A 14,076-nucleotide genomic window follows, 5' to 3' on the forward strand; every position below is an offset into this window, starting at 1 on the left:
GCCTGCCACAGGCCAGCATATCAAAGGCCTGCAGCGCGGCGGCCTGAACTATGCCGCATCTTATGGTCACGATATTATTTTGGCGTCTTTTTTATCGGTGGAGGCATGATTGGCGATCTGCCGGGCGATGCCGCTCATGTCATAGCCGGCAGCTTTTGTTGCGGCCAGAATTTCATGGAGCGGGCGGCAGCGTGCCTGGCTCAGGGACCAAAGCATGGCCGACCGTGTTCCACTGCGGCAATAGGCGAGTATGGGCCCCGGTAAATCGCGCAAGCTGTGGTCAAACAGCGCTATATCTTCATCCCGAACCTGCCCGTTGATAATGGGCACATACCGTATCTCCAGCCCTGCGGTTGTGGCGGCCGTTTCCATGGTTTTGAAGGCGGGTTGGTCGGCGCTTTCGCCATCGGGCCGATTGCAGATAATCCCGCGAAAGCCCTGATCTTTTAAAGCGGGAATATCTTCTGCGCGGATCTGGGCAGAAACGCTCAGCGTGTTGTCGATTTTTTTGATATCCATGGTGCATATCCTCTTTTCGTTGGCTCACAGCACATTGATGGGCACTTTGAGGAACCGTGTTCCGCTGTCATCCTCTGGCGGCAAATGGCCGCCGCGCATATTCACCTGCAAGGAAGGGATAATCAGCCGCGGCATGCCCAGTGTTGCATCGCGCTCGGTGCGGAACTTGATATATTGTTCTTTCGTTTTGCCGCCTCCCACATGGATATTGTAGGCTTTTTGTTCGGCCACCGTGGTTTCCCACGCAATGTCCCGGCCATCGGGGCCATAATCGTGGCACATGAACAGGCGCATATCGTCAGGCAGGCTCAGCACCTTCTGGATTGAATCATAAAGCACGCCAGCGTCCCCACCGGGAAAGTCGGCACGCGCCGATCCGCTGTCAGGCATGAACAATGTGTCACCAACAAAGGTCGCATTGCCCATGATATGGGTCATACAGGCAGGGGTATGGCCCGGTGTCAGGATGGCAAAGCAGTCCATTTCACCGATCTTGTAGGTGTCGCCATCATCAAATAGCCGGTCGAACTGGCTGCCGTCACGGCGAAATCCGGTGCCTTCACTGAACACCTGTCCGAACAGATCTTGCACAACAAGGATATTGCGCCCGATACCAAGTTTGCCGCCCACGCGTTCCTGAATATAAGGTGCGGCACTCAGATGATCGGCATGGACATGGGTTTCAATCAACCAGTCCACGGTCCAGCCCTTTTCCGTGACAAAGGCAATGATGCGGTCTGCCCCTTCATAGCTGGTGCGTCCGGCGGCATAGTCGAGATCCATAACGGAATCGATAATGGCACAATGCTCCGACTCTGGATCTTTGACGACATAGGAAATGGTGTTGGTGTCATCGTCGAAAAAGCCAAAGACGTCGGGTTTCACATCCATCTGGACGGGATAGTCGGTCATGGCAAAGTCTCTTCGGAGACGATTATCTTTTCCCGTATTTGTCGTCATGGATTATCCCCTGTTGAAGAACATCACAGGGGCATCATGCATAATGGGGCCATATATCTTGGTGACTTTGTTACATTTCCCCGGCCGAATGGACCAGCCGCTGAAGGCCTTCCCGGCCAACCAGCCGGATTTCGCCACGATGTTGTTCAATCCAGCCGCGCCGCTGGAATTCCGACAATGTGCGCGACACGACTTCACGCGCGGTTCCCAGTTCGGTCCCCAGCATCTGATGGGTGGCGTGAACCACATTGTCTGTTGCAAGGTCCAGCAAGCGCGCTGCCAAGCGCACATCCATGCGCTGGAAAACGATGTCATCAATCAAGGTGAACAGGTCTGTGATCCGCCGGGAATAGGCCTTGAAGACAAACTCGCGAAAGACGGATGATTTGGCGGCCAGAGAGTCAAAGGTTTCACGGGGAATGGTAACCGCGCGAACATCGGTTTCAGCCACGCCATCCGCGGCATAATCTTCAAAGGCCAACATGCAAGCGGTTGTAAGAACGCAGCTTTCTCCAGCCTGTACCCGATATAAAAAGACCTCGCGGCCCGTTTCGGATTTTTGCTGGACGCGCACGGTCCCATCAAGCAGCAACAAAAGATTGTCCGCCGATTGCCCCGGCGCAAAAATCTGTGTGCCTTCCTCAAGGCTGACCACCGAACTGCCCGAGACAAGGGCCGCACGCAAATCAGGCGGCAGGCTTTTCAAGCCTTCAAAACGGTCTATCCATTGCCCATCGTTTTGCATCACATCCTGCCCCTTGTTTGAAAGTGCGCGGGCGCTTTCCTCCCCCGCATAACAGGTACAATGGGTTACAACTTATGCGTTGTGAAGAGCGCCATAATCATGGAACGGGATCAGGTCGCTTTTCGGGGGAGGCCGCCATCTGGATTTAACGGACAGCGGCCTTTGATCGGATGTCGGCTATTATTCTCAGTGCGGATCGTGCCCCCCGTCCGGGTCGGCATGTCCCATATGTGCGCGGTCGCTTTCTATCTCTAGCCACATCGCATTAACGACGGCAAACAGGGCTGCAAGGGGCAGGCCAAGAAACCAGGCGAAATACCACATAACGCGTTCCTTTCCTTAATAGGCCGAATGATTGTCGGTGACATCGGCCTCGGTAACCTTGCCCCACAAAACCCGATAAACCCATGCGGTGTAGGTCAGGATGATCGGCATGAAGATCAGTGTCGCCATAAGCATGATGAACAGTGTCTGATGGGATGAAGAACTGTCCCACACCGTTAGCGAAGATCGCGGGTCCAGCGACGACGGCAAGATAAAGGGAAACATGGTAAGCCCCACCGATGAAATGGCCCCGAAAATGCCTAGCTTCGACCAAAGAAGGGTTGAACCTTCGCGCCCGGCATGTAGCCCCAGAACCACCATGACCATGCCAAGAAGGCCAAGCCCCGGTGCCAGAACAATCCATGGCCGCTCCCCATAAGCAGAAAGCCAGCTGCTTGTGCGGACAACATCGGAATAAAGCGGATTGGACGGCCCATCGGGAACAATATTTTCTGCCAGGGCATAGCCACTGATGCCATAGGCAAGCCACAGGCCCGCAAGCACATAGCCGCCGATGGTCACAAGTCCGGATATGGTGCCCATGGACCGCGCCCGTGTGGCAACAACACCTTCAGCCTTGAATGAAATCCATGCGGCCCCGTGGGTAACCAGCATCGCCAAAGACATCACACCCACCAAAAGTGCGAACGGATTTAGAAGACCTGCGAATTTGGCATAAAAGGCCCCCTCATAGCGGGCGAAAAGATCGGGGGTGAGCTCGAAAGGCACGCCTTGCAAAACATTGCCCACCGCCACGCCAAAGATAAGCGCCGGCACCGCGCCTCCTGCAAATAATGCCCAATCCCAGCTTTTTCTCCAGCGTATATTCTGGCGCTTTGAGCGGAATTTGAAGGCCACAGGCCGCACGATCAGGGCCGCAAGGATGACAAACATGGCAAGGTAAAAGCCTGAAAAGCTGACGGCGTAAAGCGGCGGCCATGCCGCAAAAATCGCGCCGCCTCCAAGAATGAACCAGACCTGGTTTCCTTCCCAGACCGGGCCAACCGTATTGATGACCACGCGGCGTTCGGCATCGGTTTTGGCGACAAAGGGCAAGAGCGCGCCCACCCCCATATCGAAACCGTCCGTAAGTGCGAAACCGATCAGCAACACGCCCAAAAGCGCCCACCAGATTATCCGCAGAAGGTCGTAATCGATCAATTCATGCAAGATCATGGCAACTGCTCCTCGGATAGTGGGGCGAAGGGCCCCTTGCCGTCATGGGTGCGCAATTGATGTTGGTGTTTCGCCATCCATTTTTCGGTTTCTTCCACATCCTCGAACGGGCCTTTGCGGATATATTTCAGCATCAGGCCCATTTCGACGATGAAAAGCACCGTATAAAAGGCAATGAAACCAACAAGTGTCAGCAACAAATCCTGTACCGAAAGATGACTGACCGACAATGCGGTTGGCAGCACGCCATCCACTGTCCATGGCTGTCGGCCATATTCGGCAACGAACCAGCCCAGTTCCGCGGCAATCCACGGCGTGGGGATAACCGCCACCGCTCCCCAAAGCGCCCAACGCGGATAAACCTGCCCGCGAAAGCTTGACCGCCAGAAAAAATACGCCATCACCGCAATGAAGCTGAACCCCAGCGCCACCATCAGGCGGAATGACCAGAAAAGCGGCCAGACTGTTGGTAATGTGTCATTGGCGGCCTGAGCGATCTGCGCTTCGCTGGCATCACGCGGGTCATCCACATAGCGTTTCAGCAAGAAGGCATAGCCCAGATCATTGCCATGGTCTTCGAATGTGGCCCGCACCTCTGCGCTTGTGTTCCCCCGGTCCTTGCGGATGGTCATCAAGGCATCATAAGCGATGATCCCCGAGCGAACGCGCTCTTGTGCCACGTCGAGCAGATCATTGATCCCCGGAATATCGGTAGTGAGAGAACGGGTGCCGATCAGCCCCATAACATAAGGGATATGGACCGCATATTTCGTCTCGCGCGCTTCTTGGTCGGGCACGCCGAATAATGTAAATGCCGCCGGTGCGGGTTCGGATTCCCACATCCCTTCGATGGCGGCCAGCTTCATTTTCTGGTTGAGGGTTGCGGAATATCCGGATTCATCGCCCAGAATCACGACCGATAGCGCCGATGCCAGGCCAAAAGAGGCGGCAACCGTAATGGACCGGCGCGCCAGTTCAACATGGCGGCCCTTAAGCAGATACCAGGCCGACACGCCAAGAACGAAAACCGCCGCCGTTACATAACCGGCAGAAACCGTATGGACGAATTTTGCCTGTGCGACGGGATTGAACATCACATCGAAGAAGCTGGTCATTTCCATCCGCATGGTATCGGGATTGAAAACGGCGCCCACCGGATTTTGCATCCAGCCATTGGCGATCAAAATCCACAATGCAGAGAAATTCGACCCGATAGCCACCAGCCATGTCACGGCCAGATGGCCAATTCTGCTCAGCTTGTCCCAGCCAAAGAAGAACAGGCCGACAAAGGTTGCTTCAAGGAAAAAGGCCATCAGCTTCAAGGGCAAGGGGGGCGCCGAAAATATCGCCGACATAATGACTGAAATAGGACCAGTTCATGCCGAACTGGAATTCCATCGTGATCCCGGTTGCCACTCCGATCGCAAAATTGATCCCGAAAAGCAGGCCCCAGAATTTTGTCATCTGACGCCAGATCGGCCGCCTTGTCATAACATAGACGGTTTCCATGATGGCGATAACGATTGAAAGACCAAGCGTTAGCGGCACGAAAAGGAAATGATACATAGCTGTCAGCGCAAATTGCAGGCGCGACAACTCGACAATATCGAGCTCCATTCCCGGCTCTCCTTGTTATCAGGACTGCCGACTGCCTTTATGCTCGCGAGAAGGGCGGGGGGCAGATGCCTGTTTGGTGCAATCCAACTCTTGTTTGCCCAATATATGGTTACAAAAGCAGCGATATTTGTCTATCAAACATCGGGTGGTTTGCATTGCGGTGTAACGTCGCAAGGATGGCGGTTTGCGGCAAAGCGCGCCTGATGCCGGACAGCACGCGATCGGCCGTTGCTTCATCCAGCCCTTCCGTGGGTTCATCCAAAAGCAAAAGCTGTGGTTGCCTTATGATGCGCGCGCCAATGCAAGGCGCTGGGCCTGTCCGCCCGACAATCCCGCACCGGCTTCCCCAAGGGGCGCATCCAGCCCGCCGCGTTCCCGGATCACTGCATCAAGGGATATGGCCGCAAGGGCCTGCCATAGTGCGCTTTCAGGCACATCGGCCGCCAGATTGAAATTTTCACGGATGGTGCCAGCCAGCAAAACACTGCGTTGCGGCACCATGGTGACGAGATCGCGCAAGGAAGAGTCTGGCCAATCGGCAGGGGCGCGGCCAAAAATGGCAATGCCTGAGCTTTCGGCAAGCCCGGCAATCTCCATCAGCAGGCTGGTCTTGCCGCTTCCGCTTGCCCCCGTAAGGGCGATCGCTTCACCCGGTTCAATCATGAAGGTGAGCGGCGCTTTCCTGATCGCAAGCACCGGCGGCGATGCCCCGGCATTTTCATGGCAAAGGGGGGGGGTCGGCTTTGGTTTTTCCGGGTCTGCCTTTTCGCCATAGCCTATCCGCTTTGCCGCGCCGGCCATCTTGCCATAATCGGCAATGCCCCGCCTTAACGGCATCAAAGTTTCCGCCAAGGCCAGCGCCACAAAAATCCCGATCACGCCCACCGCCGGCCCCATCACGCCTTGCGCCACCAGCCAGCCGCCAAGGCCAAGGGCAAAGGCCGCAACCAGCGTCACCAGCATGGTGATGGCCAGTGCCGTCCCGCGTTCGGCACGATCCAGTTGTTGTGCCGCCTTGCGGATTTTGCCATCCAGTGAAAGCAGATCCGCTTCACGGTCATCCAATCGGGCATCCAAAATCAGGGATTGGCGGTTCCGGATCATATCGATCACGCCCCGCCGAAGAGTCTGGCTTTCTTTTTCTGCCCTGTCCGAAGGTTTTATGCTGCGGCGGGCAAGCTGCCAGAAGATAAGGACCGCCAGCGGGATATATCCTGCCAGCAAGGCCCATGCGATGGTCCATCCCGCCAGCCAGCCAATGGCCAGAAAGACGATCAGGTGGGTGGCAAGGGCGGCAACGGCCGGCAAAAGCAGGCGCAAGACAACGCCATCCAAAGCATCCACATCGGCTATGATCCGGGTCAGCACCGCTTCGCTGCGCAAGCGTGAAAGCGCCCGGCTGTCCAGCCACACCTGACGGCGCAAAAGCCTTACCCGAAGAAAAGCCAGTGCGCGTAATGTGGCATCATGGGTGAAAACACGTTCGCCATAGCGCGCCGCCGTGCGCCCCAAGGCCAGAAACCGCACACCGGCAGATGGCCGGAACACATCAAAGGCAATGCCAAGCCCTGCAATGCCGGCCAGCCCTGTTGCGGTGATGAACCAGCCGGACAATCCCAGAAGGGCGGCACCCATCAGCAAAACAAGAACGCTAAGCACGGCGCCGCGCATCATGGCCTGCGGTGCTGCGGCCAGAATCATCCGGATGATGGGGAAAAGTGTTTTCATTGCCCCACCTCGACCCTGCGGTCCATAAGCGCGGCAAGATCCGGATCATGGGTGGCAACGATGACGCTGTGCCCGTTTTCCTTTAAATGCATAAGGGCGCGGATAATCATTGCCGCCGTATCAGGGTCAAGATCGGCTGTCGGTTCATCGGCCAGAATCAGTTCGCGTCCGCTCAAGATAGCGCGGGCGATCATCAAACGCCGCGCCTCGCCGCCAGATACACCGCCGCCGGTTTCTCCCAATCGGGTTCGAAGCCCATAAGGAAGGCGCAAAACCACCTGATCCACCTCGGCCCGTTTCAGTGCAGGCCAAGGGTCGGTATGGCGCTTATCGGGATCAAGCCACGCATATAAAGGCTGGTCGGGGAAATGCGGTCTTTGCGGCACAAGGGCGATGCGCGCCCGCCACGCATCGGCTGTTTCATGGTCAAGCCGATGGCCGCAAACCGTGATCTGCCCATCCGCCAAAGGCACCAGCCCCGCAAGTGCTGCAAGCCCCGTGCTTTTGCCTGCGCCGCTTTCACCGATCAGGGCCAGGGATTGCCCCCTTTTCAGGGAAAAATCCGGCAAGGTTACCCTGCGGCCCGGCAAGGCCGCCACCACACCGGCCAGAGACAGCGTCAAAGGCCCGTCCAAGGGGCGCGCGGCCCGCGCCTCCCCCAGAAAGGGCGCACGTTCCGCCCCGTCCAAAGCATCAAGCTCGGCCAGAACAGACAAACCGGCGGCGCGGTCATGCCACGCGGCGGCAAGCTCGCGAAAGGGTTGAAAAAAGTCGGGGGCGATCAAAAGCAGGAACAGCCCTTCGCCAAGGGAAAGCGGCGCGCTCCAGCTTCCGAAGGTGATTTCCCCCAAAAGGGTAAAGCCAACGAACACCGCGACCATGGCAACACCGATGGCGCTGAAAAGCTCCAGAACCGTTGATGATAAAAAGGCGATGCGCAAAACCGCCATCGTTTTGATGCGCAAGGCTTCGGCCCTGTCTGAAAAATCCGCAAGGGCTTTGTCTGCGGCCCCTAAAAGCCGGATATCAAGCATGGCGGACAAGCGGTCCATCACCATGGCGTTCATCGAGCCGATTTCATCCATCTGGCGACGGGATGCCTGTTCCGCTGCCATTCCGATAAGGATCATGAAAACCGGGATAAGCGGCCCTGCAACCAGCAGCACCAGCCCCACGATCCATGAAAACCAGAAGGAAATGAGAAGCAGAACAAGGGGAAGAACGGCCACCTTGATCATGGCGATGCTGTATCGGGTGATCCAAGGCTGAAGCAGCGGAAGTTTCTGGACGATAAGGGCGGCGATTTCTGCCGAACCAAGGGGTGCGCGGGCGCGGGCTTCACGGGTGATAAGGGCTGCCCGCTGGTGCGAGATTGTTTGGTCCGCGGCATCAAACAGGATCTGTCCGGCGCGGTGGTCGCAAAAAGCCCGAAGAAACCCGCCGGCCACAAAAATAGCGGCAGCCCATGGGGTGCGGCCCATATCTCCGGCAATCCAGCCCGCGATCGCCCAAGCCAAAGCGGCGGCCTGTATGGGCCAGATCAGCCCGGCCAAAACCGATAAGAGCCCGGCAAACCGCAAAGCATGTGCGATCGGTGCCGTGATCCCTGTGCCACGGGCCGGACGGACAGATGATGTGTCTTGCCGCCTTTGCCTCGCCACCAATGATCCTCTCTGCTCGAACGGTTCTTATCTGCGCACAAGAGCGCCCATATGTACAAATATCCTGATCACAAAACCACCGTCATCCCCGGACTTGATCCGGGGGTCCAGACCGGCGGGGCCGGAGCGCTCCACCAACAAAGAACTGGATTCCCGGGTCAAGCCCGGGAATGACGCAAGGGAGAGGAAGCCCGGGAATGACGAAAAATGTTGAGTATCTATTCGTCACCCGCCGGACATCCCCACCATCGTCACCCCCGGACTTGATCCGGGGGTCCAGACCGGCAGGGCCGGAGCGCTCCACCAACAAAGAACTGGATTCCCGGGTCAAGCCCGGGAATGACGCAAGGGAGAGGAAGCCCGGGAATGACATAAGGGACACAACCCGTAGCCCCACCCAACACCCATTCCCCCTAGCCCGCGAAATCCTCAACGGCCTTGAAAAACCCGTCCCGGATCGCATCCACCTCGCGCATGGTTCATGGCGGCTGTTTGGCAGTTCAACCACATCCGCATGGGGCATGCGGGCGGCAAAGGCGCGGCTGGCGTGGTTATCCACCACCCGATCGCTTCCGGCGAGGATAAAGCGCGTCGGCACCGTGATCGCTTCGGCATAGCTTTTTGCGCCAGCAGATCGCATGAGTTAAGGGCGGCGCGCAGCCAGCCCCATGTAACTCCGCCCAGTTTCAAATCGGGATTTTGCGCCACTTGCCAATCTTCCACGGCGAACCGCTGTGCATCTGATGTCAAAAGCCGCATCAGCCGCGCCCGTGCCTTGCCGCCCGCCCAATCTCCCTGGCCAAGGGCATAGCGTTCCCAAAAGCCCAAAGCCCCGGCCAGCGCCACCAGCCCGCGCACCAGCCATAAAGGCAAAGGCGAAAAGCGAATCCGCAGCATGGGGGCGCATAGCACCAGCTTATCCACCGATCGGGCCAATTGGGGATGATCGTGCACCGCCCGCAGCGCCACATGGCCGCCCATGCTGTGGCCCAGCAAGGTGAAAGGGCGCGGCAGATCAAGCGCCGCCCCTTGGGCAACGAATCGGGCCACATCGTCTGCCATGGGGGCGAAATCTGCCACGAAATGGGCCTGACGATTCGCCAATGGGCGGTCGGAAAGCCCATGATTGCGCATATCAAGGATGGCCACCGCAAAGCCTTTTTCAAGAAAATCGGCGATCACTTCCGCATAGCGTTCCATATATTCGGTGCGGCCCGGCACCAAAAAAGGGTGCCGCGTGCTTTATGGCCCTGTGTTGGTGCCGGCCATGCCCGCATCCGCAGCCGCACCCCGTCGGCCCCTTGAAAATCGCCGTTTTGTGCGCCTTTTGGCAAGAAATAGCGGCGGCTTTCATGCATTTCATGGGGATGATTTGGGCTTGGGTTTCGGCTTTGTTTGGCCATGCGCGCATCTTTCTTCAATAATTGTCAAAATATGTCTGATTTTTACTTAAAATTCTATCTACCGTCTTTAAGAAAAGGCCATCTATCTGTTAACGCAATTTCAATTTCTTACCGCCAGTCTTTGCTCATCGGACCTTGGACACACGGGAGAAACATGATGTTCAAATTTCTTCGTAATCTGAATAAAGACAAAAAGGGCGCCACCGCCATTGAATATGGCCTGATTGCCGCCCTTGTGGCCGTTGCCGCCATTGGTGCCATGACCGCCCTTGGGGGCAGCTTGCAGGGCATCTTTAATGAAGCCAGCACGCAGCTTGATGGTGCAGTATCCACGGCCCAGACTGGTGCGGACGCTACTGGCGGTTGATACTCTATCTTGATAGTCCTTGGGGTCAGCCGGGATTTTTCAAAGCCCTCGCCATTCGGCGAGGGTTTTTCTTTGCTTGCCCACTTTCCCCATACGCGCCCCAACACCGTCACCCCCGGGCTTGATCCGGGGGGGCAGTCCGGCGGGGCGAGGGAAGCCGGGCTGTTTCCGCCCAATGGATGATGCGATCGGCCAGCTTCCATAAAAATATGGTCAAGAAAAGTGCCAGATACCCATCCAAGGCATAATGCCATCCCAAATGCACCGAACCGATCATGATGAGAAAAGCATAGCCTGTCATAAGCCGCCCAAACCAGAGACCGATCCGGCGTGCGCTTAGCGCCATTAATGTTGCGATAGAGACATGCATGCTGGGCATGGCAGAAATCCCGCTGCCCACAGTTGTGGCCGCATTCTGATAGTTCAGCCATAGCCGGTCTTGCACATCCAGTGCCCAGATTTCCCAGAACCCGCCATCGGTTCTGATCTGCGCATCCATCGCCTGCAACCGTTCCATCAAGGGGGCATAGACATCTTCCAGCCCGGTGATGTGGCCATAATAGACAGGCCCTGCAGAAGACAATATCAAAGCAAAGAAAGATCCGATCACTATCCAGCACAGAGAAAAGCTCAAGATATAGTGGGACCGATGGTGCTTTCCAAAAAGGCCGTAGATTTGAAAAAGAAGAAACCCCCAGATCAGAAATATCCATATATTGTATAAGAAATTGATTGTTAGCGTTGAATAAACATTTCCAAAAATGAAATGCGTAATTTTCCATGGCGCAGTGCAAGATGCAAAAAGGCATCCAGTTTTTCCAATGGTGCGTCCCAATGAAAGGGACGGATCAAAGGGATCATGCTTTTAAAGGAGGTGAAGGCAGAAATCATATATGGGATCACCAGCAATGGTGTGGCAATCCCCACGATCCCGCCGATGGTCAAAATATTTTGCGTCAGATCGCGCTTCAATCGCCGCAGCGGATAAGGCTCTTTTTCAACAAGGCCCAAGTATAATGCATAGGTCAAAAGCACCATAGGAACGGTCAAAATAGCGGGTGTTCGCATCATGGTGCTGTAAAGGGCAATGCGAAATAACTCTTCCAGCCCGTAAATTTGCGCGATGATGGCAACGCCGGCCACATAAAGCGCCACTACAATAAGGAAGGGGAATTGCAGCCTCAGCTCTTGCCCAAGGCCGGCGTACCTCCAGCGCTTTTGTTGATGATAAGAAATGTGGCGTTCCACGAGCTAGCCCCTTTTGTTGATAAGCAAGAGCCTCGCAGGGAAAAGTTAAAAGAGCCTTGGCCCTGTTGGATGATCTGGGCGCATCATTCACAAAAAAACCAGCCTCCAAAGGGAGGCTGGCTGTTGGTGTGACCCAAAGAAGAACGCGGTTTATCAATATTTCTTTTTATATGTGTCTTTGGCATCTTTCATATGCCGTTCTTTGGGATCGTATTTTTCAAACTTTTCTTCATCATATTCGGGCATATTGCGCAGATCGGTTTTTGCCTGTTGCGACATGATGGTGACGTTCTCGCTGCCGATGCTCAGCTTTTCATAGGGTACGGCAACATCGCGGTCGCCAATCCCCAGAAAGCCGCCAACGGATATAACGGCGTAAAGCTTGTTGTCGGTTTTCGAAACCACAAGCTCTTCAACGGAGCCGACGGTATCCCCATCGGTGCTGAGAACGTTTTTGCCCTCAATATTGGTTCTTGCCGTGATCCGTTCTTCGCGGTCCAGTTTATCTTTGGCTTGATCCATCTGCTTGGTGGCATCGTGATCCATTTGATCTTCGGCTTGATCCAGATGCTTTTGCGCTTTGTCTATATGCTGGGCTGGCTTGGTCTGATCATCATATTGACCAGCAAATGCCGGAAGGGTGGCTACGGGGAAAGCCATGGCAGCAGCAAGCGCGCCAATGGTAATCTGTTTGAACTTAGGCATAGATCGTCTCCCTTTCAGTGGTGCACGAAATCCGTTCGAGGCGTTGGCGGAGGAGATCGCGGCGGCATCCTCCGTTCGCGCCATAAACGGATTCTTAACCATCAATTTCGACAGAACTATGTTGTAAAATAGAGAAACTAAGACGAACTATGTGGAATAAGGCATTCAAGCTTGAGGCTGGCCACCTGATCGAAAGGCTTTTTGGTCAGCTTCGGGACGGTGGCATCATCGGCCGGGCGGCCGGTAACCACCAGCATAACGGCCCGCTCATTTTTTGGGCGCCCTAAAATATCGCGCAAAAATCCCATGGGCGAGGGGGTGTGGGTCAGGGTGGCAAGCCCGGCATTGTGCAGGGCGGCCAGCAAAAATCCGCAGGCAATGCCCATGGATTCCTGAACATAATAGCTTTTGGATCGCTTGCCGCTTTCTTCATCGATTTGGTAATTTTGCTGGAAACACACAATCAGGCAGGGCGCAATTTCCAAAAACGGCTTATGGGCATCGGTGCAAGATGGGCCAGATCGTCCAGCCATTCCTGTCCGGCCTTGCCGCCATAAAAAGCGCGTTCTTCTTCTTCGGCGGCGGCCCGGATTTTGGTTTTTAAATCCGGATCGGTGACAATGACAAAATGCCAAGGCTGCTTATTGGCCCCCGATGGGGCCGTGGCGGCGGTTTTGACCGCATCCTCGATCACGCTTTGGGGGATGGGATCGGGTTTGAAAAAGCGAATGGTGCGGCGTTTTTCCATCAAGATGCGAAAGGCGCGGGCGCTGTCGATCATCTGGGCGTCAGACCGATGGGGATAACCGGTCAGCGGATATTCGATATAGGGCGCTTTCATAGTGAGGCTTTCTTTTATAAGGCGGGGAAAAGAGTATCAACTGCCGCAAAGCTGTAAAGAGTGCCGATGGTGGCTTGGCAGAAAAAGGCGGCGGCGATATGGTCCGGCTTGCAATAAAATGGAGCCTGACATGACCCTGCCCAAGACAGCCGAATTTCACTTGAGTGGCGATCATGTGCGCCGGGCGCTTGACCATTTGGCAAGTAATGATACGCAACTGGCCGAGGCGTTGAGCCTGTGGGGCTATCCGCAAGAACGCCGCACCGATGGAGCTTTCCCGCATTGCTGCGCATTATCATTGGCCAGCAGCTTTCGGTGAAGGCCGCCGCTACCATTGCGGCGCGGGTGGATGCCGCCATGGATGGAGAGGCAACGCCGGAGCGGTTTCTTGGCCTTGAAGACGATATTTTGCGCGGGGCGGGCCTATCGGCAGCCAAGGTGCGCTATGGGCGCGGACTGGCTGAAGCCATCGCCGGAGGGCAGTTTGATCCCGATGGGCTGCATCTTCTGGACGATGCAGAGGCCTTGGAAAAGGTGACGGCCTTGAAGGGTTTCGGGATCTGGTCGGGGCGCATGTATCTGATGTTTTCCCTTGGCCGCCCCGATATCTGGCCCGCCGATGATCTGGGGGTGCGCGAAGGGGTGCGCCGTATTCGGGGGCTGGAGGATCGCCCCAGCATCAAAGAAGCGGACGCGCTGGGGGAAGGATGGGCCCCTTACCGGTCGTCCGCCGCTTTGATGTGCTGGCACATCCTGAACAATGCGCCAGCCTGAAAATTGTC

Annotated in this window: 14 protein-coding genes and 2 pseudogenes; 3 read left to right on the top strand and 13 right to left on the bottom strand. The window is 56.1% G+C overall.

The window, feature by feature from the left end:
- Nucleotides 1-66: 66 nt before the first annotated feature.
- From JCM17844_RS02965 to JCM17844_RS03005, 9 genes and pseudogenes are all read right to left on the bottom strand, one after another.
- Complete coding sequence (locus tag JCM17844_RS02965; RefSeq protein ID WP_149999608.1) at nt 67-519, bottom strand: protein tyrosine phosphatase family protein; 453 nt, start codon at nt 517-519, stop codon at nt 67-69.
- Nucleotides 520-543: 24 nt separating this feature from the next.
- Nucleotides 544-1,431 carry an MBL fold metallo-hydrolase gene (locus tag JCM17844_RS02970; RefSeq protein WP_149999609.1) on the bottom strand — a complete coding sequence of 296 codons (888 nt, stop codon included), beginning with the start codon at nt 1,429-1,431 and terminating at the stop codon, nt 544-546.
- A 118-nt stretch (nt 1,432-1,549) separates the two neighbouring features.
- Nucleotides 1,550-2,224: a Crp/Fnr family transcriptional regulator gene (locus JCM17844_RS02975; protein ID WP_149999886.1), complete on the bottom strand. Its 675-nt coding sequence runs from the start codon at nt 2,222-2,224 to the stop codon at nt 1,550-1,552.
- Between the two features lie 186 nt (nt 2,225-2,410).
- Nucleotides 2,411-2,548: a cytochrome bd-I oxidase subunit CydX gene (gene cydX, locus JCM17844_RS02980; RefSeq protein WP_149999610.1), complete on the bottom strand. Its 138-nt coding sequence runs from the start codon at nt 2,546-2,548 to the stop codon at nt 2,411-2,413.
- A 15-nt stretch (nt 2,549-2,563) separates the two neighbouring features.
- A complete protein-coding gene (gene cydB / locus JCM17844_RS02985) occupies nt 2,564-3,724 on the bottom strand; it encodes a cytochrome d ubiquinol oxidase subunit II (RefSeq protein WP_149999611.1) in 1,161 nt (386 codons plus the stop codon).
- Nucleotides 3,721-5,341: pseudogene (locus tag JCM17844_RS02990) on the bottom strand (cytochrome ubiquinol oxidase subunit I). Before JCM17844_RS02990 ends, cydB begins: the two are co-directional and overlap by 4 nt.
- A gap of 282 nt (nt 5,342-5,623) precedes the next feature.
- Nucleotides 5,624-7,069: an amino acid ABC transporter ATP-binding/permease protein gene (locus tag JCM17844_RS02995; RefSeq protein ID WP_210431244.1), complete on the bottom strand. Its 1,446-nt coding sequence runs from the start codon at nt 7,067-7,069 to the stop codon at nt 5,624-5,626.
- Nucleotides 7,066-8,730 (bottom strand): ABC transporter ATP-binding protein/permease, encoded by a 1,665-nt coding sequence (locus JCM17844_RS03000; protein ID WP_210431245.1) that lies wholly within the window; start codon nt 8,728-8,730, stop codon nt 7,066-7,068. The genes JCM17844_RS02995 and JCM17844_RS03000 overlap by 4 nt, the downstream gene beginning before the upstream one ends.
- A gap of 429 nt (nt 8,731-9,159) precedes the next feature.
- Nucleotides 9,160-9,951 carry an alpha/beta fold hydrolase gene (locus JCM17844_RS03005; RefSeq protein WP_235898911.1) on the bottom strand — a complete coding sequence of 264 codons (792 nt, stop codon included), beginning with the start codon at nt 9,949-9,951 and terminating at the stop codon, nt 9,160-9,162.
- A gap of 339 nt (nt 9,952-10,290) precedes the next feature.
- Here JCM17844_RS03005 and JCM17844_RS03010 point away from each other — a divergent pair, with 339 nt between their 5' ends.
- Complete coding sequence (locus tag JCM17844_RS03010; protein WP_149999613.1) at nt 10,291-10,500, top strand: Flp family type IVb pilin; 210 nt, start codon at nt 10,291-10,293, stop codon at nt 10,498-10,500.
- A gap of 109 nt (nt 10,501-10,609) precedes the next feature.
- Here JCM17844_RS03010 and JCM17844_RS03015 read toward each other — a convergent pair whose 3' ends face one another.
- From JCM17844_RS03015 to JCM17844_RS17080, 4 genes and pseudogenes are all read right to left on the bottom strand, one after another.
- Complete coding sequence (locus JCM17844_RS03015) at nt 10,610-11,335, bottom strand: phosphatase PAP2 family protein (RefSeq protein ID WP_149999614.1); 726 nt, start codon at nt 11,333-11,335, stop codon at nt 10,610-10,612.
- Nucleotides 11,236-11,748 (bottom strand): hypothetical protein, encoded by a 513-nt coding sequence (locus JCM17844_RS03020; RefSeq protein WP_149999615.1) that lies wholly within the window; start codon nt 11,746-11,748, stop codon nt 11,236-11,238. Before JCM17844_RS03020 ends, JCM17844_RS03015 begins: the two co-directional genes overlap by 100 nt.
- A gap of 153 nt (nt 11,749-11,901) precedes the next feature.
- The gene (locus JCM17844_RS03025; protein WP_210431246.1) at nt 11,902-12,453 is read right to left on the bottom strand and encodes a PRC-barrel domain-containing protein; all 552 of its coding nucleotides are present in this window, start codon (nt 12,451-12,453) and stop codon (nt 11,902-11,904) included.
- A gap of 137 nt (nt 12,454-12,590) precedes the next feature.
- Nucleotides 12,591-13,294 (bottom strand): annotated as a pseudogene (locus JCM17844_RS17080) (nitroreductase family protein).
- 130 nt (nt 13,295-13,424) lie between these two features.
- On the opposite strand from JCM17844_RS17080, the gene JCM17844_RS03035 reads away from it, so the two are divergent.
- Nucleotides 13,425-13,613 carry a hypothetical protein gene (locus JCM17844_RS03035; RefSeq protein WP_149999617.1) on the top strand — a complete coding sequence of 63 codons (189 nt, stop codon included), beginning with the start codon at nt 13,425-13,427 and terminating at the stop codon, nt 13,611-13,613.
- A complete protein-coding gene (locus JCM17844_RS03040; protein ID WP_210431249.1) occupies nt 13,577-14,068 on the top strand; it encodes a DNA-3-methyladenine glycosylase family protein in 492 nt (163 codons plus the stop codon). The genes JCM17844_RS03035 and JCM17844_RS03040 overlap by 37 nt, the downstream gene beginning before the upstream one ends.
- Nucleotides 14,069-14,076: the final 8 nt, after the last annotated feature.

This window comes from Iodidimonas gelatinilytica, from assembly GCF_008579125.1.
Taxonomy (GTDB): domain Bacteria; phylum Pseudomonadota; class Alphaproteobacteria; order Sphingomonadales; family Rhodothalassiaceae; genus Iodidimonas; species Iodidimonas muriae.